Genomic DNA, 20,872 nt, shown 5'->3' with positions numbered 1-20,872 from the left:
TATTAATGCATTTTTTATCACTAGCGCTGCAGGCGTTATCGCTAAGGCGACAAAGATATGAGTGCAGATATCCCTTCAGCGTTAAACGTTGAACTCCTCAGTTGGTCTGCTGATGATAACCAGATCCTTTCTCGCGTCAGCTTTAACCAAAATCAGGGAGAAATGCTTGGACTGATTGGCCCCAATGGGGCCGGTAAGTCGAGCTTACTGCGTTGTCTTTATCGTTATATCACCCCAGAGCAAGGCAATGTGAAGCTTTTTGGCCGTAACATTAATGGCTTTAGCCAAAAGCAACTGGCTACTCAAGTGGCAGTCGTTCAGCAAGAAACTCCGCACTATTTTGAAATGACCACAGAGCAAATAGTCGCAATGGGGTTAACGCCCCATAAAGGCTTGTTTGAAAGTGATTCTCTGTCGGATAAACAAGATATTGCCGATGCACTTACCAAAGTTGGTTTACAATTAAAGGCCAAGCAGCAATATGAGCAGTTATCAGGTGGCGAAAAACAACGGGCATTAATTGCCCGTGCGATTGTGCAAAAACCTCAGCTGCTGATTCTTGATGAACCGACCAATCATTTAGATATTCGTTATCAAATCCAAATTTTAGAGCTAGTTAGGCAACTTGGGATCAGTGTGATTGCTTCTATTCATGATTTGAATTTAGCCAGTGCTGTGTGCGATCGCTTAATACTGTTAAATGCAGGCAAGTGCATTGCGCAAGGTTTACCAGATGAAGTGTTAACTGAAGCCATTATTGGTGATGTATTCGGGGTATGTTGCCAAGTGTCCAAACACCCTCAACACGGCAAGCCGTTGATTACCTATTTTTATGGCTATCAAAGTGGTGGTCATAGTAAAGATGATGAAGCAGAGGCAAGTTTATGACCCTAGCTGCATCATCGATGAAATATAAGCTATTAATTTTTGCGACCGCATTATTAACCCTAATGACGCCGATTGCAGCATCAAGCTTTGGCGCTGCAAACATTAGTTTTGAGCAAGTACTTGGCTTATTTACCTCACCGTTTTTGGGCGCTGACGCTGACAGCACTAATGCCTTAACGCAACGAATTGTGTTTGAGTTACGTTTACCTCGAATTGCATTAGCCTTTATTGCTGGCGCAGGTTTAGCGCTCGCGGGCAGTGTGTTGCAAACTGTCACGCGAAATCCGTTAGCAGATCCCTATTTATTTGGTATAAGTTCAGGTGCCTCTTTTGGCGCAGTATTGGTGCTGAGTTTTTTTGGTAGCCAAGGATTAGTGCAGCAATGGTTGTCGGAGTCTGGTAGCCACTTAGCCGAGGCGATACTGCGTTCTGGCTGGTTTAGTCATGATGCCTGGTGGTCATGGTCATCACTCAGTTTGCCCATAGGGGCATTTATTGGTGCGTGTTTTTCAGTGTTATTGGTGTTGTCTTTATCGGGTTTTGGCCGCGCAAGCCAAGTTGAAAGAATGCTGTTATCCGGTGTTGCTACTTCATTCATGTTTGGCGCACTGACCAGTTTAGTCTTGTATTTTTCTAGCCCGCAAGCTGCGGCGTCAGTGCTGTTTTGGAGCTTAGGCAGTTTTGCCAAAGCAAGTTGGCAAGGTCTGGTGATACCCGCTGTGGTGGTATCAGCCAGTATATTGATTATATTGGCATTTAAGCGTCAAGTTATCGCGATACAGGCTGGCGATGAAAGTGCCCACTCATTGGGGGTAAATGTCGCCAAGCTGCGTTTGTATATGTTGGTATTGTGTTCATTAATCACCGCCGTACTCGTGGCAAGTTGCGGCGGTATTGGCTTTGTGGGGTTAATGATCCCCCATACTGTTAGGCTACTTTTCCCTGGGCAGCAGCCTATTTTAATTACCGCACTTGTCGGTGGATTATTTATGGTGTGGATAGATGTACTCGCCCGTTGCTTACTGGCTAACCAAGAATTACCTGTTGGGATTATTACGGCTGCTATTGGTAGTGTGTTCTTCCTATTTGTTTTACGCCATCGTCGTTAAGACGCTGTTTTGGAGTATAAAAATGTTTGCAGTAGATCCGGTTAACCATCATATCGATGAGCAGATCCAACATAAAATAAACCAAAAAACTAAGCCTTTGGGCGCGCTAGGTCTTTTAGAAACCTTGGCAAAGCAAATTGCACAAGTGCAGTTTGCCAAACAATTTAATGGCAGACACAAATTGTCGATTAAAGAGCCTGCAATGTTAGTGTTTGCAGGGGACCATGGTATTGCAGCTCACGGGGTGTCTATTGCACCGAGTGAAGTGACTAAACAAATGGTGGCAAACTTTGCCTCCGGCGGCGCGGCAATTAATGTCTTTTGTCGTCAAATGGGCTTAAACCTTGAAGTGATTGATTGCGGGATGCTCACCCCAAGTGACCATCCAAGTGTGACTAATCATCGACTCGGCTCAGGCACAAAAGCGATTCATCAAAAGCCTGCGATGAGCTTATTGTCGGTTAAAGATGGTTTTAGTTATGCCAATGAAGTGGTGCAGCGCCATTATGATTCAGGATGTAATTTAATTGCTTTAGGTGAAATGGGTATTGGCAATACATCATCTGCCGCTGCAGTCATGGCAGCTTTATTGAAATTAGATATTAAAGATTGTGTTGGCCGAGGTACGGGTATTAATGATGAAGCGTTTGCATTAAAAACCGAGTTATTAACTGTGGCGATGAACCTACATCGTAATAATCTTAATGATCCGGTTAATGTTTTGGCTTGTTTGGGCGGCTTTGAAATTGTGCAAATGACTGGGGCTATTTTAGCTGCGGCTGAAAAGAGAATGCTGGTGGTCATTGATGGCTTTATCGCGACTGCAGCAGCATTAGCTGCGGTAGCACTGCACCCAGATGCCCGAGGTTATTTAATTTTTGCCCATCAATCAGATGAGCAAGGCCATGTGAAAATGCTGCAAGCGTTAGATGCTCAACCGATTTTATCTCTAGGCCTAAGACTCGGCGAAGGCACTGGCGCAGCACTGGCGTTACCGATTATTCAATCAGCTGTTAATTTTTATAATGATATGGCCAGCTTTGAAAATGCTGGTGTGAGCAATGTGGTTTAGGCTGCTATTAACATTAACGCTATCAAGGATTAGAGAATGTCTCAGGGGTCAGATATCGGCTCATATTTCAATATGGGCTGGTTCAGGAAACAACTAAACTTACTGCTTATTGCAATGAGTTTTTTTACTCGAATTCCTATTCCTGCATGGGTAGAGTTTGATAGCGATAAGCTCAATAAAGCTAGCCGTTACTTTGGCGTCGTCGGAGTCATTGTTGGCGTGTTGAGTGCTGCGGTATTTTGGCTCAGCCAATTTATATTGCCAAACAGTGTTGCGGTGATCTTAGCGATAATTGCTAGCGTATTAATTACTGGTGGTTTTCATGAAGACGGCTTAGCAGATACCGCAGATGGTTTTGGTGGTGGCTGGAAAGTTGCTGACAAATTAAAGATCATGAAAGACTCCCGCATTGGCACTTATGGCACCTTGGCAGTGGGTTTAACCTTACTGTTAAAGTGGCAACTATTGGTTGAAATTGCACTTTATAGTCCACTAAAAGCGGCAATTGCGCTGATTGTGGCACATTCTTTAAGTCGAGTCGTTGCCGCAAGCATGATTTTCTCTGAGCAATATGTCACAGAAGACGATGGCAGCAAATCAAAGCCCTTAGCTCAGCATCAACACATTAATGATTTATTGATTTTATGTCTTAGTGGATTTGCCGTTTTAGCCTGTTTAAATGGCCTTGTTGCATTTGTGTTGTTGCTGGCATTAGTTGCGCTTAGACAATTATTGATTTGGGGATTCAATCGTCAAATTGGTGGATACACAGGCGATACCTTAGGTGCGGCTCAACAAATTAGTGAACTGATGTGTTACTGCATCATGTTAACCATAGGATTGAATTAATGATCCATCTTGTTTTAGGCGGCGCTCGTTCAGGCAAAAGTCGTTATGGAGAAACCTTAGCGGCAACGTATGCTGAGCAGGTTTCTGAACAGGTTTCTGAACAGGTTTCTGAACAGGTTTCTGAGCAATGTTCAGCGCAAAGCCCCAGTTGTATTTATATCGCCACAGCAACTGCACTAGATGAAGAAATGAGTCAACGTATTGCACGTCACCAACAAGACCGTGTTGATGCTAAAGTGAATTGGTTATTGATTGAGTCGCCACTGGCATTAGCATCCACCCTCATGGAACAAAGTGCTGATGATAAGGTCATTCTGGTTGATTGCTTAACGCTTTATTTAACCAACCATTTAGTTGCTAGCGAAGAAACCCACCGCAATGGTGTAGATGATTTGTGGCAGCAACAAAAAATTGCTTTGCTTAACGCTTTACCACAGCTCAAAGGTCATATCATTTTTATCAGTAACGAAGTGGGTTCTGGCATTGTGCCATTAGGTGAACTCACACGTCGTTTTGCCGATGAAGCAGGTTGGCTAAATCAAGCTATTGCCGAGCAAGCTGACAAAGTGACTTTAGTGGTCGCGGGTTTGCCATTAGCGCTTAAATAAACTGTTATTAAAAAAAATCCCCAACTTATTGCCTATCGACGTTGAATTATTGGTAATAAATGCATCATAAACAGCAAAGCATGAAGGATGATTGGCATCAATGAGCAATCGAGAAAACTCAACCCTGGCTGAAGACGAAAAAGTCATTAGCGAGTTTAGTAATGATGTTACTGATCATAGTTATCAGGCTGGGGCTGCCTCAACCTTAATGGTGCAAGGTACAACTTCAGATGCTGGTAAAAGCACCTTAGTGGCTGGCTTGTGTCGACTATTTGCCAGAAAGGGCACTAAAGTCGCGCCATTTAAACCACAGAATATGGCATTAAACAGTGCTGTGACAAGTGATGGTGGTGAGATTGGTCGCGCTCAGGCGCTGCAAGCTGTGGGTTGCTACCTTGAGCCTCATACCGACTTTAATCCAGTGTTACTTAAGCCAAGTTCAGATACGGGCGCGCAAATTATTATCCACGGTAAAGCGCTATCCACACTTGAAGCCAAAGCCTTTTTCGGACCAGAAAGCCGTAACTATAAGTCGGTTGCAATGAACGCGGTATTGCAGTCGTTTGAACGGCTAACTTCTCAGTATGAAATGGTTATTGTTGAAGGTGCAGGCAGCCCTGCAGAAATTAATTTACGCGAAGGCGATATTGCTAATATGGGCTTTGCTGAAGCAGTAGATTGCCCAGTGATTATTATCGCTGATATTGATAAAGGCGGCGTATTTGCTCACCTAGTTGGTACATTAGCGTTATTAAGTTTGTCTGAGCAAGCGAGAGTTAAAGGCTTTGTGATTAATCGCTTTAGAGGTGATATTAGCTTGTTACAGTCAGGCATTGATTGGCTAGAAAGTTATACCAATAAACCTGTGTTAGGCGTTTTACCTTACCTACATGATTTACATCTTGATGCAGAAGATGCCCTGGTTGATGCTCCTAATGCTTCCGTTGATGCTCCTAATTCAGACTTATCTACTGATGAGTCTTCGCCAAGCTCTTCGAATCAGTTGCAAGCGCAACAGAAAATTAAAGTGCTGGTATTAGTGTTTCCACGAATAAGCAATCATACCGACTTTGACCCTCTGAGATTAAACCCTTATGTGGACTTTCAATATGTGAGTATGCAAACCCAAGCGAGTAATAAGCTGTTTCCAAGTGCCGATCTTATTATTCTTCCTGGCAGTAAAAATGTCCGCGCCGATTTAGCTTTTATGTGTGATCAAGGCTGGGATAAAGCAGTCAATCGGCACTTACGTTATGGCGGTAAAGTCGTTGGCGTATGCGGCGGCTATCAGATGTTAGGCGTGCAGATTGACGACCCAAATGGTATTGAAGATGTCGCTGGTAGCAGTAACGGCCTAGGATTAATTAACATGACGACCGTGCTTAGCGAGCATAAAACCCTTAAACAGGTCAGTGGAGAATTAACCTTGGATGGCCAGCTGGCTAGTGTCAATGGCTATGAAATCCACTGTGGGCAAAGCGAGTTCATTAATCCAAATGATAGTCAGCCTTTATCTTTGCAGTCGCAAGATAATACTGGAATTGACGATGCAGCCAAAACTGAAACGGCAACTAAAACTACAACTAAAACCACGACCAAATCCACAACTACAACCGCAGCCACAGCCGTTGCAGGTCAAGCCTATTCAGAAGGTTGTGTAACCGCAGATAACCAAATTTTGGGCACTTATGTTCATGGGCTGTTCGATAGCCCAAGAGCGTGCCAATTGATATTAACCTGGGCAGGGTTAGCACAGGCTCAAACGGTGGATATCAATCAGATAAGAGAGCAGCAATTAGATAGATTAGCTGATGTGCTAGAAGCGCATCTTGATATGGACAAATTAACAGGAAGTCTTGCATGACACAGTCTGACAATAACCTAGATAACAATGAAGCAGCAGATACTAAAGCTGAGCGTCATAAAGCGCGCCAGCAAAAACTCAAAGAAGGCGTAGATGCAAAAATTGCAGCGGCTCAAGAAGAGAAGGGTATTTTATTGGTGCTGACAGGTAACGGTAAAGGAAAATCAACATCCGGTTTTGGCGCGGTAACCCGTTGTGTTGGCCATGGACAAAAAGCTGCAGTGGTTCAGTTTATCAAGGGTGGCTGGGAGTGCGGCGAACGTAACTTACTTGAAAAAGTGGGTGTTGAGTTTTATGTCATGGGCACAGGTTTTACCTGGGAAACTCAAGATAGAGAGAAGGACGTTGCTGCAGCTGAGTCCGCTTGGCTAGACGCTGAAAAGTTACTCAAAGATGAATCTATTAATATGGTGTTACTTGATGAGTTAACCTACATGGTGACCTATAAATATATTGAATTAGCACGTGTTGTAGAGGCGCTAAAGAATCGTCCTAAAATGCAGCACGTTATTATTACAGGCCGTGCGTGTCACCGTGAAATCATCGAACTTGCAGATACGGTTAGTGAAGTACAACCCATCAAACATGCCTTTAACGATGGTATAAAAGCCCAACTGGGTTTTGATTATTAAGACTGTGTTCTGGGTTGATATGAACGTTGATGCTAAAGATTCAGAAGTAGCAGCTTGGCTTAATAGTAGATAATTCACAACGAGAATGAAAACGAGTTTAATCAATTTAACAGGACGTTAATGGACAATGAACCTTGTACTACTAAGTAATACAGCTTCCTTAGAAGCGATGAATGCACTAACATTTTTTATTGGTAACTTATCAAAGGATTTGTTGTCGTTACCGGTGATTTATATTGCGTCTCAGCCAGATCCTAAGCGAGTGTATTTTACTCCTATTAAGATTATGTATCAGCAACTAGGTTTTAAGCAGGTTGACTATATCGAGCTCGAGGATGATTTTCAGGCTAATGCGTCAACACTATTAGAAAAAGCAGGTTTAATTCATCTATCTGGTGGTGATACTTACCGTTTTTTAACTGGGTTAAAGCAACGCGGTATTGATAAGCAATTAAGGTGTCTTGCTGAAGAAGGTACAGCTATAGTTGGGGTGAGTGCAGGGGCAATGATAATGACGCCGAGCATTGATTCAGCAATACTGTGTGGCGATCAAAATACAGTCGGTTTAACTGATACTAGAGGCTTACATTTAGTGTCATTTTTAATGGTTCCTCATGTGAGTGAACCCATTAGTAATCTGTCAGAAATAGAGATATTTAAGTTGCAAAGCGACAATGAGTTATTGCTTTGTAAAGACACCGATGCTGTGGTTATTAATGGAAATAAGCAACAAACGTTCGGTACACCCATTTGGCTAAAATAAGTTTTTATTATCATCAAAACTTTAAATTAATAAAGGGCTTAAATGAGTCAATTTAAGCCCCGTGCTTACTACAAGGTGCAATGCTAGCTAGAACTTTGGCTTATATTCAAAAGCAGCCTGGGCTTTGCTGTCAGTAAAGACTTCAATGACCTGCTTTTTATTGAACATACCGTTAACCATATTATTCGGGAAAGCTTGAATACAGTTATTAAAATTAGCCACGTTTTGGTTAAAGATACGAACTGCTGCACCGACATTTTCTTCTTGTTCTGTAATCTCACTCATGAACTTTGAGAAAGACTCTGATGCTTTAAGTTCTGGATAGGCTTCAACCGCGACATTAATACCTTTAATCAGCTCCTGTGAGGCTTTATCAACATCACTTTGTAGCTTAGTGTCGATGTTATTGTCTTGGAGTGCGTTTATCCCTTTACGTAGTGCAGTAATCCTCGGTAGTAACTCCATTTCATAGTCTTTATGCTCTTGTAACACTCTATCTAATTCTGGAATAATTCTGCTACGTTGCCTTTCTTGAGTTAATACGTCAGCCCAACCACGCTGAACGGCATTATGCTCTTTAACAATGGCATTATAAATACTGAAAATAATGATCGCGCCAAGGATAATTACCGCTAAGAAAATATAAGACATGTCCATGATTTTTCCTCTATGAAGCTTAAGTTGTGTGCTTAATAAGTTGATTAACGAAGCCAAAGATACTGTTCACTGTGAACAGTGATGTGTCATTTAGCAACTCTTGTTTGAATTTCTCAGGTGTTGTGATGTCATATTCCATTTCGGGATTAAGTAAATTAGTGTTGTGCTGATTAATCAATAAACTGCCATCATGTGCAAATTCGATTGTTACATTTTTGAGTTTACGGCTAAGTTGCTCACAAGCAATCACGACAACAGGTTCAAGAAATTTTGCCGCGTCAAACTGAGAATCTGCTTGCACGCGAAAGGACTTTTCAAACTCTCTAGAAGCTGGCATAAAGCTTTGTTGCCATTGTTTGGATAATCTTGATTCACTTAACACTAAATGAGTGGTCTTATTAATTGGGGGAAATATTACACCTTGACGATAGTAATGGTCATAGACAGTTCTGGTGCGAGTGCGCGTACCGCCTTTACCATCTGATTCAGTATAGGTCTCAGTTCTTCTGTCGACATAATGATGATAAACCACACTGGCGCGGATTAGACCATTATCTGAGTGAAAGTCAATTTCTTTGCCCCACTCAACATCTTGCGAGTGATTTCCTCGGTTAAAGTCGACAAATTTATTTTCTGCATTATTGAGAAAAGCAGCGTCGCAACTACGCATATTATACAGATGCTTAAGGGTTTCATCTCTTATGAGTGTGGAGACTTTTTTAAGTTTCGTACGGCGTGAAAAGTATATTGCTAGCGCTGATATTAGACCGACAATGCAAATAATAAAAATGCCAAAATCAAGTTCAGAATAGCGATAATAGCTTCCCTGTTGCTCAAGATAAAACCAATAAAAAACGGCTGATAAAAGGGCGATTAACCCTGCGATAAGTATGTTGCTATTCTTATAAGATAATTGATTTGGATAAGCGATAGCACTATCTAGTGCCTCTTTAACGACATCAATAGATTGAGAATGAATCACTTGGGATTTAAGCTGCTTCAAAAAAGTGCTTAATGCCTTATTGTTAGCGGGTTTCTCACTAGACTCATTGTTAACATCTGCGACAGGCTCTGATGACATTGTACGTCCTTGTTTAAATTGACAGGGTTATATTACAAGGCAAATTTATAGTGTAAAGTGCTGTTTTATATAAATTTGATAAATGAGTCAATAAATTGAAACAGATTGATACTGATATCTAGTGATGTCGTTAATTATTTTTAAAGGGAGCTTTATGGCTAAGTTACACCGTTTTGATCATATCCATATTTACGTTGAAGATAGAGCGAAAGCGTTAACTTGGTATCAAGAGGTAATGGGCTTTGAACCTGTAGCACCTTTATCTTTTTGGGCGGTAGATAATGGCCCTTTAGTCATTGCCCATGATGATTTACATCTGGCGCTATTTGAATCAAGTGCTGCTAAACGCACTACCGTCGCCTTTGGTGTCGATGCCAATAATTTCAGCCTTTGGCAACAAAAGTTAAGCGATAATGAGGTTCAATTTAATGTAAGCGATCATCAAATTACCTGGTCGATTTACTTTAGCGATCCCGATGGAAATCCTTATGAGATTACCAGCTTTGATTATGATGAAATTGCTAAGGCTAACTGATAATGACACCAGCGATTAATCTAGCGAAAAAGAACCAGGTACTCCATCAAGTGCTGTCATATCACCACGACCCAGCAGTGGCATCATATGGAAATGAAGCACTTGACAAGTTAAAGCTGCCAGCAGAGAAAGTATTTAAAACCCTTGTTGTTCAGCTAGACACCAAAGAGTTAGTCGTGGCTGTTGTACCGGTACTTGGAATGCTTAACTTGAAGTTTCTTGCTAAAACCTTAGGGGTTAAAAAAGTGCTGATGGCTGACAAAGCACTTGTTGAGAAAACCACGGGTTATGTATTAGGTGGGGTCAGTCCATTAGCGCAAAAGAAACGCCTCAGGACAGTGATTGATCAATCTGCTGAACACCAAGCACAAATCTTTGTGAGTGCAGGAAAAAGAGGACTAGAAATCGGCTTATCTGCGCAAGACTTATTAGTGTTAACCCAGGGTGTTTTTGCGTCGATTGCTGAGGTAAGGTAAGCGCTTGCCCGTTAATGAATAACTCATTAGTTATTAACGATTGTGTTTAAGTGTTCATGTTTAATTCTTGTTGAGTATCATAAGCGAAATTAATCACTATCAGATTATTGTCCCATATGTTATTAAGTCTATAAGTGAACTTTGTTTAACATCTTGCTGCTTAGTTTGATTAATGAGTTGATTAAGCTGAACTAAGCCATTGTCATTACAGTATGCATTCCTCAGGAAATAAATATGAATTTAGATAAGTCTAAAAAAAGAATCGCCAAGAAAGTCAAAGCTGGCTTTAAAGGCTACCCACTGATCAATATTATCTATCAGGGAAAAACAGCTGATATTGCCGAAGAGGTTGTGGTTGAGTTTATATTTGAGGAAGGTGCTGAAGCGCAGCAGGAAAAATTTAAAAGCACTGCTGATGCAAGGCAAGATGAAGTAATTCAAACGGCCCTGATTAAAATTATTGATAGAGCAGATGCGAGCACAGTAACTGAGTCAGATGGCGTGATAGTGGTTAATTGATTGCTAGTTAGTATATGTATCAGCTTTAGACATCAAAAAAGGCTTATCGCAAGATAAGCCTTTTTGTTTAATCTATACATCAGTTTGACTTTCAAACACAGATTTCTGCACGAGTACGATTACTACAACGTATTAAAACGCTACTTTGAAGAGACAATTAAGAAGCCAATTCTTAAGAAGCCAATTTTTAAGAGGCAATGTAATGAGTGCGTCTTCTACGACGTCTCATACGACCTTCTTTTTCTTCTTCAGTTTCCTCTGCTGTTCCATCATTTGCTGAATCCGCAGATTGGTCAGTTTTAGCTGTCGTTTTTTCTTCTGTACTCGCCGCCAGTTGATCTACATCATCCGGCGTTTCGGACTTTTTTTCATTTCTCTTAGTGTCCCCCTTGAAGACAGACTTAATGATACTTGTTACACCGCCAGTAGTTCCGGCTGTATCATCAGCTTTGTCTTCAGAGATATCTTCAGAAAATTCAATTTTATCAATTTTCGGTTTAGGTTTTTTAGGGGCGACTGCCACAGGGTCAAGGCTTTTAGTCGCACTAACCGTTTTAGCAGCTGTTAACTCTGCAACTGCGTTGTCTTCTTCAGCAGATTTAAGCATGCTTTCTGCAAGTGCTTTTTGGATCTGGTTGCTGATTTCAGACACGTTGTCTGGCGATATGCTTCCATTGTCTGCTTTAGCAGGCGAAGGAGCAGCCACTGGTGCAACCGTTGGTGCACTTATAGTGTTAGTGTTCTCAGCGTTTTGTTTTGCAACGCGTTGATTGAAGTCAGTAGAGACTTCATTCACTTCAGTTTTGGCAATCGATAGCGCTGAAATCAACTCATCAAATGAACCTTTGAAAGTGTTGTATTTACTTTCAAAAGGATCAATGTTTGATTTAACTTCATCAGTTAAATTGATGGTTAATTTTTTGTATGTATTGATTTCTTGTTCGAATTCAACCAGAACACCTTTGGTAGACAGTACGCTTTCTTCCATGCTAGCGACTTTTACTTGTAGTGCCTTTTCTTTGGCTGCAAATTCTTCAATTAATGCTTGAGGAATCAATGCTGGTGGAACCATTGCTGGCACAATGTGGGCAAATTCTTTAATGCAACTTACCGGCTTCCATTGTGTAAAAGAAGGATGCCAACCGTAACAGTCACCATCTTTCAATAAGAATTCTTTTGCTTCAACTTCGTTTAACGGCCCTGTTACTTGACCATTTTTGGAAAAATACCATTTTTTCATAGTCGTATTCTTTTTATTTAGTTAACAACAATTGTCATATGCTACTCAGATTATTAAGTATTTAAGTCGGGTAAAACTTAACTTAACCTACACCTGAAAGTGTTTTCTGAAGGGCAGCATATTGTTCATTAACGCTACGAAGCGTCGCTTCTACTTTTTCGTTCAATTCTTTGGTCGTGGCTTTGTAACGGCTCGAATCTCGTCCAATATCTGACATTGAAGAATTAATCGTTTTTAGTGTGTTATCAATTCGACCTAAAGCAGAATTGAGTTCACGTTCTTTTGCAGTAAAACGTTCAATCAACTGCTGTGGGATCTCCGCAGGAGGCGGTGGCGGAGACACAATGATGTCAAATTCTTCTACATGACTCACTGGTACCCATTGTGCGTAAGACGGGTGCCAAGCATAGACATCAGGATTTGATGCGATAAATTTATTGGAATCAGCTAAGCCCAAAGGTCCACTGATTTCACCATTATTTGAGAAATACCACTCTTTCATAGTCCACTCTTATCCTTAATAGTGTAGTAAGCTAATGTTTTTATGAATACAATCAACAGCTTTTGGTGATTTCAAAAATACAACGAAGGAAAACGTCAGCTCGCAGGGTTATTGTTTATAAAACCGCATATCATACGAACTGGTTACATTAACTTATATTGATTAACATATCTACTTAGAAATAGTTAATTTTACAAGTTTTTGCACTCAGATAGGGCAGCCATTTTTTTGACTATTTAAATGGCTGTTTGAAACGGTTGTTTTATTCGAAGTTGGCGTTTACTTCGAATGTCATTGGCTGATTGGAGTGTGGGTGGTTAAGTGATAAAAACTGGGCGTGTAAATGTAAGCGCTTTTCTGTTTTACCATACAAATCATCACCTAAAATTGGCATATGTAATCCGTTATGATGCGCACAATGAACTCTTAATTGATGGGTTCGCCCTGTTTTTGGGTAAAGGTGTACCAAACTAGTGCCGTTCTCGATAGCGACTTTCTGCCAAAATGTTTCAGCATGCTTACCGTGTTCATAGCATACCAGCTGCTTTGGCCTATCATCTAAGTCCACCCTAAGAGGTAAGCTGATAGTGCCACTTTCTTCTGTTAACACACCGTCAATTTTTGCAATATAACGTTTAGTCACCGTTCGGTTAATAAACTGCTGAACTAAATGTTTATTCGCTTCTTTAGACAGTGCGATAACCATTAATCCTGAAGTCGACATATCGAGGCGATGCACGATCAAAGGCCCAGTCGCTTGTGGAAACCTTTGTTTCATTCGGCTAAAAACAGAGTCGCTGATGTTTTTTCCTGGCACTGACAAAAACTCTGCTGGTTTATTGACGACGGCGATGTAGTCATCTTGATAAACAATTGGCAGCTCAACCCCTTCTGCTGGATTCGTCAGTAAGGGGTTTTCATCTACGTTCATACCATCAAGCATATGACCCAATATAGGACGGCACTTACCGTGACATGAAGGGTAATAGTTTTGGTGTTGTTTGATCTCTGATTTTGGCGATATTCCCCACCAAAATTCAGCCATTACAATAGGAGTTAATTGGTGCTTAAATGCATACTGGAGTAACTTAGGCGCCGCGCATTCACCCGCAGCAGCAGGCGGTTGATGATTCGGTGCGTCTTGGAAAATATCACTTAAGTCGCGACACTCACCTTTGATATTTAAGAATTGATATTGAGCAAATAATTTTTGCTGCAGTGCATTTGAAACTTGTTTGCGTTGCAGCCTCAATGTATCAATTTGATTGGTTAATTCATTGAGTCGTTGTTGAGCTTGAGCAATGTTAGTATCGGATTCACGTTTTAATGCATTTAGCTGATGCTTATCGTTAACGCTTTGCCTACTCATCTCAATGGATAATACGGTTTGCTCAGAATCAGTTAGGCCAATTAAGTTGTTACGTTTTGCTTTACGCGCTTTTCGGTTCTCAATCATCAACTCGCGATGTTGAGCTATTTGTTGTTCGGCTGCTAATTTTACGCTGGTATAAGTTTGCTCAAATTCGGTTAATTGAGGATTTGATTCTAGCGCTTTTAGTTTATGGCTTATTTGGTTTATTTCTTCATACTCACGCTTAAAGAAGCTATCACTACTTAGCATGTCGAACACTGGCGGAACAAAATGGGGCAAGATATTTTGTTCGGCAATTTTCCCTGAAAAACCAGCTAAAAAACCTATTTTTCCTTGGTTGTTTTTAACGACCAATACACCAAACATTTTACCAACAGGCTTTAGTTTTGTCTTTTGTCGCTGTTGAGGCGAATCTGTTTTATCTTCAAAACCAAAGTTATGTGCCCAGTCTGTTTGCTGAGTAAGGTGGCGCTGTAATTGCTCAGCAGCCATGACAGCAAGAGGGTGAGGCTGATAATAAAACGGGAAAGTAAATTTGTCTGGTAAAGGAATATCAGCAATCGATTCATTGAACTGATTAAAAAGAGGATCGAATTGTGACATGAAGGAAAGCCTTAACCGTTTTACTGTTGATTAGCTAATCTAAGTAGCAAGAGTAGGGATATAACATTATGGATAAAGCCATTGTTAATCATTAAAACGAACACAGATGGCTTTGTAAGCCTTTTAATCGCTCGATTATGGCAAATTATCTTGTTAATTATTACGCTGCATAAGTTTACCTTGATTGATGTCAAAAGGCATTAGTCGCGGCTTAAGAAAAGATCTTTCAAGCGCAGGTTTGTAATGGCGTTAGTGCTGCTAACTAGTGCTGCTAACTAGAATAGATGTTGGATTAAAGAAACGTTAGCTAGTGATGTTAGCAAGAGACGTAAGCAAGAAACGTTAGCTAGAGACGTTTAGCTAAAGAGAAGCTAGAATAAAGCCGTGGAGTCACGGCTTTATTCTATTGATATAAATCAGGTGTTATTTAGGGCGGTAAAGTACACAAATTTTGTTACCTGCGGGATCGCGTAAGTAACCTAGAAATAGTGGCCCCATTGGTGATTCTCGATAACCTGGCAATTCTTCACAGGTGACGCCACCATTAGCAAGCCCTGCAGCATGCCATGCAAGTGCTTGTTCTTCATTCGCAGCCGAGAAACCAACTGTGGTGCCATTACCATGGCTTGAGCTTTCACCATTGATAGGCTTAGTTAACGCAAAGACACCTGTTTCAGTGACATAAAAGCAACGCCCTTTCGGATCAATCGTACCTGGTGCGTGACCTAATGCTGCTAAAGTGGCATCGTAAAACGCCTTTGATGTGTCGATGTCGTTGGCGCCAATCATAACGTGACTGAACATAGTTAACTCTCCGTGTATTTTATCAATTTGGATTTTATGAAATCCAGAGGGGTTATTTATTTTTTATACATTGTTTATATTACTATATTTGTTGTAAACGCTGTCTTAGTGCTGTTCTGCGTGTTGCTCAAGCAGTGAAATAGTATGGCTGAGGAGTTGTTTATCTCCCATTTGTCCATGGCCAGGAAGCACTCTGTCGGTATCTGTAAATTGTGTTTGTAATTGCTTAATTGAGAATGGCCAAGCGTCTAAGTCTGCTTCACCGTAATACCCTAAGCTTTTACTACTAAGGCTTTTGACCAAGCAGCCACCATATAGCAATTTGGATTGAGGAAACCAGACTACCAAGTTATCAACCGTGTGACCCGCACCGACAAAATAGACTTCGACTTTAGACTCTACAAAGTCGAATTGACCTGCTTTAAAGCTATTTGTGGTGGTAGGTTTGCCTGCTTGTTTAAGGAGTTTATTCGTATGTTCAGATGCATAGGTTGTCACGCCGATTCGGTTTAAGTAATCCACCCCCGCAGTGCGATCTTCATGTGAGTGCGTTGATACGCTGGCCGCTAAAGTAAAGCCTTGATTTTCAATCCAACTGACTAGTTTGATCGTATCAGCCTCACTCCATGGGGTATCGATTAAATAGGCTTTGTTATCATCAATTAAAATGAGTCCGTTAGAGCCGACAAATCCGTATTGCTGGGTTTGCATAAAGGATTCGTGGACAAACAATGTGTCTGATAAAGGGGTAATGCTTAACTCGCCTTTAACTTGCAAGGAAGGCTTTTCTGCTTCTTTCCCTGCCTCTGCCTTTGAGTTTGCTTTGGCTGACATTGACAACAATGTCGTGGTTAAACAAGCGCTGAAGCAAAGTGAAATAAGTAACCAGTTAATAGATTTGCGAGTGGTTCGGTTGAACATAAAAATACTCAAATGATGAAAGGTCGTGTTTAATACTGCCATAATTTACGCAGATTAGAATATCTTGTCGGTATTAAACCTTGTTATTTTGCCATTAGACTTAACTCAAAAGCTGCACTTGTTTGCTGCAATTGTTAGCTTCACTCGTTTGCTGCACTTGTCAGTTGCATTCGGTCACCTGTTCATTGATGTTTTAAAAACAGCTTTTGAACGTTAACTTTTGCTTTTATGCGTGAGGCTAGTAAGTATATTCCGGCTAATTTCCGATGAACAAAAATTGCATCAGTAGGTGGCGTATGCCATTCATCTGGCTTGGTACTCATTGATTTAGCGGCATCAGTGACGCGTTTTGCAAGGTTACTGGTTTCAAAGTCATACTCTCCGTCGCATCGCAATGGTTCACAGGCTTGGTGGAAAATATCAACGATCAGTTGTTGCTGCTCTATGGTGATATTTTTTTGAAAGAAACCGATGTCTGAGGCCGCTTGTGTCATTAATGCTTTGTCACTGGTCATCGCCCCTTGCATGAGTTTTCGGTAACCTGCAGACAGGTCATCTGATATTGAACGAGTGGCACCAAAGTCCAGTAATACAATCTTGTCACTTTGGCTTTGGTACATAAAATTGGCAAAGTTAGGATCTGTTTGTACTAGCTTGAACTCGAATAGCTCGTCTAGAAATAGTGCCAATAATTGGGTGGCGACATTGTCCCTAATGCTTTGCTCAAGCTTAGCGACATTTTCAATGGCTTCACCTTCGATAAACTCCATGACTAAAATACTGTCCGTGCTTAATGACTGATAGATTCTAGGTACAATAAATTGTTCATTACCCGCAACCCATTGCTGGTATTGCGTTAAAAGGCGAGCTTCGTATTCATAGTCGGCTTCATGATGCAGTTGAGCTTTTGCTTCTGTGAGTAATTTATCAAATTGCACATGGTCTGGAATCAACTGGGCGACTTTTAGTAAGGTAGCGACATTATCAATATCGCTATTAATACTGTCTTTAATGCCAGGATACTGGATTTTAACCGCTAGCTTTTCCCCTGAATCTAAATAAGCAAGATGCACTTGGCCAATTGATGCCGCGGCAAAAGGGCGCAGTTCAAATTGGGCAAATGGCGATAACCAATCATTTCCCCATTGTTGTTTGAGTATTTCGACCAATTGTTTATGAGGCATGGCTTTAGCATCATCACGCAGCCTTGCCATGATTTCACTTAATTCTGCGGGTAATAAGTCCCCAGTGTCCATTGAAATCATTTGGCCGACTTTCATCGCAGCGCCGCGAAGTTGGGCGAGCTTTTCTGCTACTTGAGAAATATTTTTAGGCGTAAGAACCAGTTCTTGAAGTTTAGGTGATTGGCCTTTACTGAGCTGCTTTGCCCCTTCCAGCAATACATTTCCAGCTAAACGTGAGGCAAGACCACCCATTTTACTCAGTCTGGAAAAACGACTACTTGGAACTTTGGCTACTTCTTTACTCATAGTGACAACTCATTTTGAAGGAAAGTGAGGTACTGCTGAAGACTCATTCTTCATTCATCTGCTTCAATAATACGGCTTATTAAGAATACGTGGTTAACTGGATTTAGATCAACCTGATAGTGAGTGAGATACTTTCGGCAAATTGAATACGCAATAAAAAAGGACAACGAAGTTAGCTTCGTTGTCCTTAATATTTGTGTCAGTAATTAGCTGATTTCCGAAGTTAGCATTTGATAGCTAGAATTCAATTTCTAGAACTCAATCGCTAGAATTCAATAGTATCTTGCCAGCCTAAAAGTACACCTTGCATGCCATGCTTTTGCTCATATCGTTCAAGCTTTTCAGGGCTTGCATCATCAAGAGCTAGTTCGCGATATTTCTTGGCAAACTTGAGGGTACGCAATAATTCTTTATAGAAATGCTTACCTAAGTCTTCGCGAATGGTTTGTGCTAAAGCGTCGGGTAAATGACTTAGCGCACGCTCAGTATGGAGCGTAATCGTATCAACACTGAACCATTTTTCATCTAATTCAATTTTGCGTAAACGCTTTTTCATGTCTTCACGCACTCTGGCGTCATCAAACATAATGCGGTACAAAACGGCTTCAGCTAATACGCTTTCTAAGCCCAAGCTAAATAAAGGATCAAGCTCCACTTTAGCGTAAAAGGTTTCTAATAAAACCTTAGTGGCTTCTTGGTTTTGATGATCTTTCAGCGCTGTTTGATAATCTTGCCAGCCTAACCATTCTTCAGTATCGGGTGGAGTAGAGATTTTCTCTAACAAGAGCTGATTGATACCACCGTAAAGCGAATTATCACTTCCGTGCATGTGTTTACTGACAGTTGTCAGCATGCTCCAGCCTTTTTGAAAACACTTAAGTACGCCATCGGGCGTTTGCAGTAAAGCGACTGAAGCGACAGGTTCTTCACCTGTTAGCGCAATAAGTCCTATACTTACGACACCAATGACATCGTGAGCGGCATGCTCAAGCAAATGCATTTTGTGTTTGTTATAAAACTTATCTGCCAGTTTCAAACTCATTAAAATCGCTTTGGATTTTATTTGAGTCACATGTTCATCGGTTAAGCGTTCTTCTGCACGTCCATATTCAAGTACACGACTAAAATAGGGACCTTGGTTATTATCACGTAATGCTAATTGCATTAAGTCGATTCCTTAATCAAGAAAAGTAAACATGTCATCGACTTCAGCGTATTCATCAGCTACTTCGTTTTTCTCTTTCGCTTGTAGAACAAGCTCATTAACGAATTTACCGATGATTTGCTCCCAGCCAGAACTTTCATTACGTAGCAAGTTCTTAATTGATGAAGCCACACTAGGTGCAAGTTGTTTAATCAGAGCGAATAAGCTGCGTGGGTCGTCCATCGCTAAGCTGTGAGCTTCTTCATCTGCCTGCCAGTTACTGTAGCCTACAGTTTCGCCATCATCTTCATCATCGAAACTCTCGTAAATCGAATTACCATCTTGCTCGCCAGATGGTGCAAGGATTAGCTCAATAAACGGAATTGACAAGTAGAATAATCCAGCTGGATCTTCAGCAATACATTCTAAAATAGCGGTTTGCTTTTCTTCTGTTCCCTGAATACGAATGAGGTAAGTCAGAAACTCAAATGTATGGTGCATGAGCTCATCGGCATTGGTTTTAATTTGCTCTTCCCAATACAGTGGCTGCTGACAAACGATGTCACGGATTTGTTCTGGCGACATCAACTCAGACATGATTGATGGACATGAAATATCATGGTGACTGTTAATTTGCGTTAAGGTCACAATATCCATGTGCTCAATAACATCAACCAGTTGATCATCCGACATGGTATTAGCAATAATTTCAAAGCGCTTACTGGCTTGTTGCGGCTCGACATCGGCAAGTTCTTTAATCTCTGCTGCTGTGAGTTCAATAAGGTTGTTCATTACCGCTCCTCGTCATCATATTGATCGTAATAGCCTTCTTCATCGCTGTCGTCATAATCACCATCATCATTGTATGGATCATAACCGTCGTCAGATGAATCTGAGTCTGAAGCACTACTGAATGATTTACTCGGCGCTACCACATTATCTTGGGTGTTAAGTAAGTACACCACAGCGCAGCTCTCAATCAGTAATTCTTCACTATACTTGCGTACTGCCAGCACTAAAGGCACATCATCATTATTAAATTGAATCGTTACTTTAAACTCATCCCACGACGGCATCGTCGCAGTATCAATCCATGTTGCCCACTTGGTTTTGGCAGCATCTGAAAAGCGAACTCGATTGAATAGCGCCACAGGTAAGTATTCTGGCACAGCGGCAAGCATCGAAGGATCCGCTAATAAGATCGCTTTCATTGAGTCAGTAAATTTGGCTAATGCTTCAGGGCTATCGGGATCGTTATACGACTCGATATTGTCATAGGCATTATTTTTTAACTCATTAATACGTGAGATATTAAGTGGTTTGCTCATGGGTTTCTCAAGAATAAAATTGGTCCCACAGCTCGGTCATTGCCGCTGTAGGATTGGTCACGATGACATTATTAAAATCTTTAATAAAGGCAGTTCTTAATTTTTTATCAGACAAAACATCATAGGCATTTTTGACCCGATGCAACTGCTGCGCTGCAAGATGTTTTTCTTCTTCTGAAGCATTAATCAGTTTATCGGGGTGTAACTTATTTGATAAACGTTTATAGGCTTTTTTTATTTCGTCTTCTTTGGCACTGGCTTTAACACCGAGGACTGTGAAGTGGTTAATCATATTTTTACCTATGGCATATGAACTTGGATAGACTGATGCTAATCCATTAAATTATGATTATTTGGTTGTATACCCATGATACTTCAAGATGCAAAGTCAGCAAGGCAAATAGTGCCAAGATGC

23 protein-coding genes are annotated in these 20,872 nt (G+C 41.0%); 11 read left to right on the top strand and 12 right to left on the bottom strand.

What is annotated here, in order from left to right; translation table 11 throughout:
* Positions 1–57 precede the first annotated feature (57 nt).
* The 8 genes from LMH66_RS08820 (at position 58) to LMH66_RS08785 (ending at position 7,785) form a co-directional block, all read left to right on the top strand.
* Positions 58–888, top strand: coding sequence for an ABC transporter ATP-binding protein (locus LMH66_RS08820; RefSeq protein WP_229369371.1), 831 nt, complete (start codon positions 58–60; stop codon positions 886–888).
* Positions 885–1,997 (top strand): FecCD family ABC transporter permease, encoded by a 1,113-nt coding sequence (locus tag LMH66_RS08815; protein ID WP_229369370.1) that lies wholly within the window; start codon positions 885–887, stop codon positions 1,995–1,997. Before LMH66_RS08820 ends, LMH66_RS08815 begins: the two co-directional genes overlap by 4 nt.
* Before the next feature lie 4 nt (positions 1,998–2,001).
* Complete coding sequence (cobT, locus tag LMH66_RS08810; protein ID WP_420709412.1) at positions 2,002–3,069, top strand: nicotinate-nucleotide--dimethylbenzimidazole phosphoribosyltransferase; 1,068 nt, start codon at positions 2,002–2,004, stop codon at positions 3,067–3,069.
* A 72-nt stretch (positions 3,070–3,141) separates the two neighbouring features.
* Positions 3,142–3,918, top strand: a complete 777-nt coding sequence (locus LMH66_RS08805) for an adenosylcobinamide-GDP ribazoletransferase (protein ID WP_153914458.1) — start codon at positions 3,142–3,144, stop codon at positions 3,916–3,918.
* Positions 3,918–4,526 (top strand): bifunctional adenosylcobinamide kinase/adenosylcobinamide-phosphate guanylyltransferase, encoded by a 609-nt coding sequence (cobU, locus tag LMH66_RS08800; protein WP_229369366.1) that lies wholly within the window; start codon positions 3,918–3,920, stop codon positions 4,524–4,526. Before LMH66_RS08805 ends, cobU begins: the two co-directional genes overlap by 1 nt.
* Positions 4,527–4,734: 208 nt before the next feature.
* Entirely contained in the window at positions 4,735–6,390 is a 1,656-nt protein-coding gene (locus LMH66_RS08795) for a cobyric acid synthase (protein ID WP_229369491.1), read from the top strand.
* Positions 6,387–7,022, top strand: a complete 636-nt coding sequence (gene cobO / locus LMH66_RS08790) for a cob(I)yrinic acid a,c-diamide adenosyltransferase (protein ID WP_229369364.1) — start codon at positions 6,387–6,389, stop codon at positions 7,020–7,022. Before LMH66_RS08795 ends, cobO begins: the two co-directional genes overlap by 4 nt.
* A gap of 127 nt (positions 7,023–7,149) precedes the next feature.
* Positions 7,150–7,785 carry a Type 1 glutamine amidotransferase-like domain-containing protein gene (locus tag LMH66_RS08785; protein WP_229369363.1) on the top strand — a complete coding sequence of 212 codons (636 nt, stop codon included), beginning with the start codon at positions 7,150–7,152 and terminating at the stop codon, positions 7,783–7,785.
* A gap of 87 nt (positions 7,786–7,872) precedes the next feature.
* Here the strand turns inward: LMH66_RS08785 and LMH66_RS08780 are convergent, their stop codons facing one another.
* The gene (locus LMH66_RS08780; protein WP_229369362.1) at positions 7,873–8,442 is read right to left on the bottom strand and encodes a LemA family protein; all 570 of its coding nucleotides are present in this window, start codon (positions 8,440–8,442) and stop codon (positions 7,873–7,875) included.
* A gap of 19 nt (positions 8,443–8,461) precedes the next feature.
* On the bottom strand, positions 8,462–9,523 hold the full coding sequence (locus LMH66_RS08775) for a hypothetical protein (protein WP_229369360.1): 1,062 nt from the start codon (positions 9,521–9,523) through the stop codon (positions 8,462–8,464).
* 154 nt (positions 9,524–9,677) lie between these two features.
* Between LMH66_RS08775 and LMH66_RS08770 the strand changes: the two genes are divergently transcribed.
* The 3 genes from LMH66_RS08770 (at position 9,678) to LMH66_RS08760 (ending at position 11,053) form a co-directional block, all read left to right on the top strand.
* Positions 9,678–10,058, top strand: coding sequence for a VOC family protein (locus tag LMH66_RS08770; RefSeq protein WP_229369358.1), 381 nt, complete (start codon positions 9,678–9,680; stop codon positions 10,056–10,058).
* 2 nt (positions 10,059–10,060) lie between these two features.
* Positions 10,061–10,534: a Cys-tRNA(Pro) deacylase gene (ybaK, locus tag LMH66_RS08765; RefSeq protein WP_229369354.1), complete on the top strand. Its 474-nt coding sequence runs from the start codon at positions 10,061–10,063 to the stop codon at positions 10,532–10,534.
* Positions 10,535–10,768: 234 nt separating this feature from the next.
* Entirely contained in the window at positions 10,769–11,053 is a 285-nt protein-coding gene (locus tag LMH66_RS08760; RefSeq protein WP_102526129.1) for a hypothetical protein, read from the top strand.
* A 187-nt stretch (positions 11,054–11,240) separates the two neighbouring features.
* Here the strand turns inward: LMH66_RS08760 and LMH66_RS08755 are convergent, their stop codons facing one another.
* The 10 genes from LMH66_RS08755 to LMH66_RS08710 all read right to left on the bottom strand — a co-directional run bounded on the left by LMH66_RS08755 (position 11,241) and on the right by LMH66_RS08710 (position 20,749).
* Positions 11,241–12,293: a DUF4339 domain-containing protein gene (locus LMH66_RS08755; RefSeq protein WP_229369352.1), complete on the bottom strand. Its 1,053-nt coding sequence runs from the start codon at positions 12,291–12,293 to the stop codon at positions 11,241–11,243.
* 82 nt (positions 12,294–12,375) lie between these two features.
* Positions 12,376–12,795, bottom strand: a complete 420-nt coding sequence (locus LMH66_RS08750) for a DUF4339 domain-containing protein (RefSeq protein WP_229369350.1) — start codon at positions 12,793–12,795, stop codon at positions 12,376–12,378.
* Between the two features lie 262 nt (positions 12,796–13,057).
* Positions 13,058–14,770: an RluA family pseudouridine synthase gene (locus LMH66_RS08745; RefSeq protein WP_229369349.1), complete on the bottom strand. Its 1,713-nt coding sequence runs from the start codon at positions 14,768–14,770 to the stop codon at positions 13,058–13,060.
* A gap of 423 nt (positions 14,771–15,193) precedes the next feature.
* Positions 15,194–15,574, bottom strand: coding sequence for a VOC family protein (locus LMH66_RS08740; RefSeq protein WP_102526133.1), 381 nt, complete (start codon positions 15,572–15,574; stop codon positions 15,194–15,196).
* A gap of 105 nt (positions 15,575–15,679) precedes the next feature.
* Positions 15,680–16,495 carry a subclass B1 metallo-beta-lactamase gene (gene bla, locus LMH66_RS08735; RefSeq protein ID WP_229369347.1) on the bottom strand — a complete coding sequence of 272 codons (816 nt, stop codon included), beginning with the start codon at positions 16,493–16,495 and terminating at the stop codon, positions 15,680–15,682.
* Between the two features lie 182 nt (positions 16,496–16,677).
* Positions 16,678–17,985, bottom strand: a complete 1,308-nt coding sequence (locus LMH66_RS08730) for an ABC1 kinase family protein (protein WP_229369346.1) — start codon at positions 17,983–17,985, stop codon at positions 16,678–16,680.
* 265 nt (positions 17,986–18,250) lie between these two features.
* The gene (gene atcC, locus LMH66_RS08725) at positions 18,251–19,150 is read right to left on the bottom strand and encodes a cold adaptation protein AtcC (protein ID WP_102526136.1); all 900 of its coding nucleotides are present in this window, start codon (positions 19,148–19,150) and stop codon (positions 18,251–18,253) included.
* Positions 19,151–19,162: 12 nt separating this feature from the next.
* Positions 19,163–19,921 carry a cold adaptation protein AtcB gene (gene atcB / locus LMH66_RS08720; protein WP_229369344.1) on the bottom strand — a complete coding sequence of 253 codons (759 nt, stop codon included), beginning with the start codon at positions 19,919–19,921 and terminating at the stop codon, positions 19,163–19,165.
* Complete coding sequence (gene atcA, locus LMH66_RS08715; RefSeq protein WP_102526138.1) at positions 19,921–20,457, bottom strand: cold adaptation protein AtcA; 537 nt, start codon at positions 20,455–20,457, stop codon at positions 19,921–19,923. Before atcA ends, atcB begins: the two co-directional genes overlap by 1 nt.
* 7 nt (positions 20,458–20,464) lie before the next feature.
* Complete coding sequence (locus LMH66_RS08710; protein ID WP_102526139.1) at positions 20,465–20,749, bottom strand: J domain-containing protein; 285 nt, start codon at positions 20,747–20,749, stop codon at positions 20,465–20,467.
* Positions 20,750–20,872: the final 123 nt, after the last annotated feature.

Source organism: Shewanella sp. 10N.7 (genome assembly GCF_020806285.1).
Lineage (GTDB): Bacteria > Pseudomonadota > Gammaproteobacteria > Enterobacterales > Shewanellaceae > Shewanella > Shewanella electrodiphila.
This window is presented reverse-complemented; position numbering and strand designations above follow the sequence as displayed.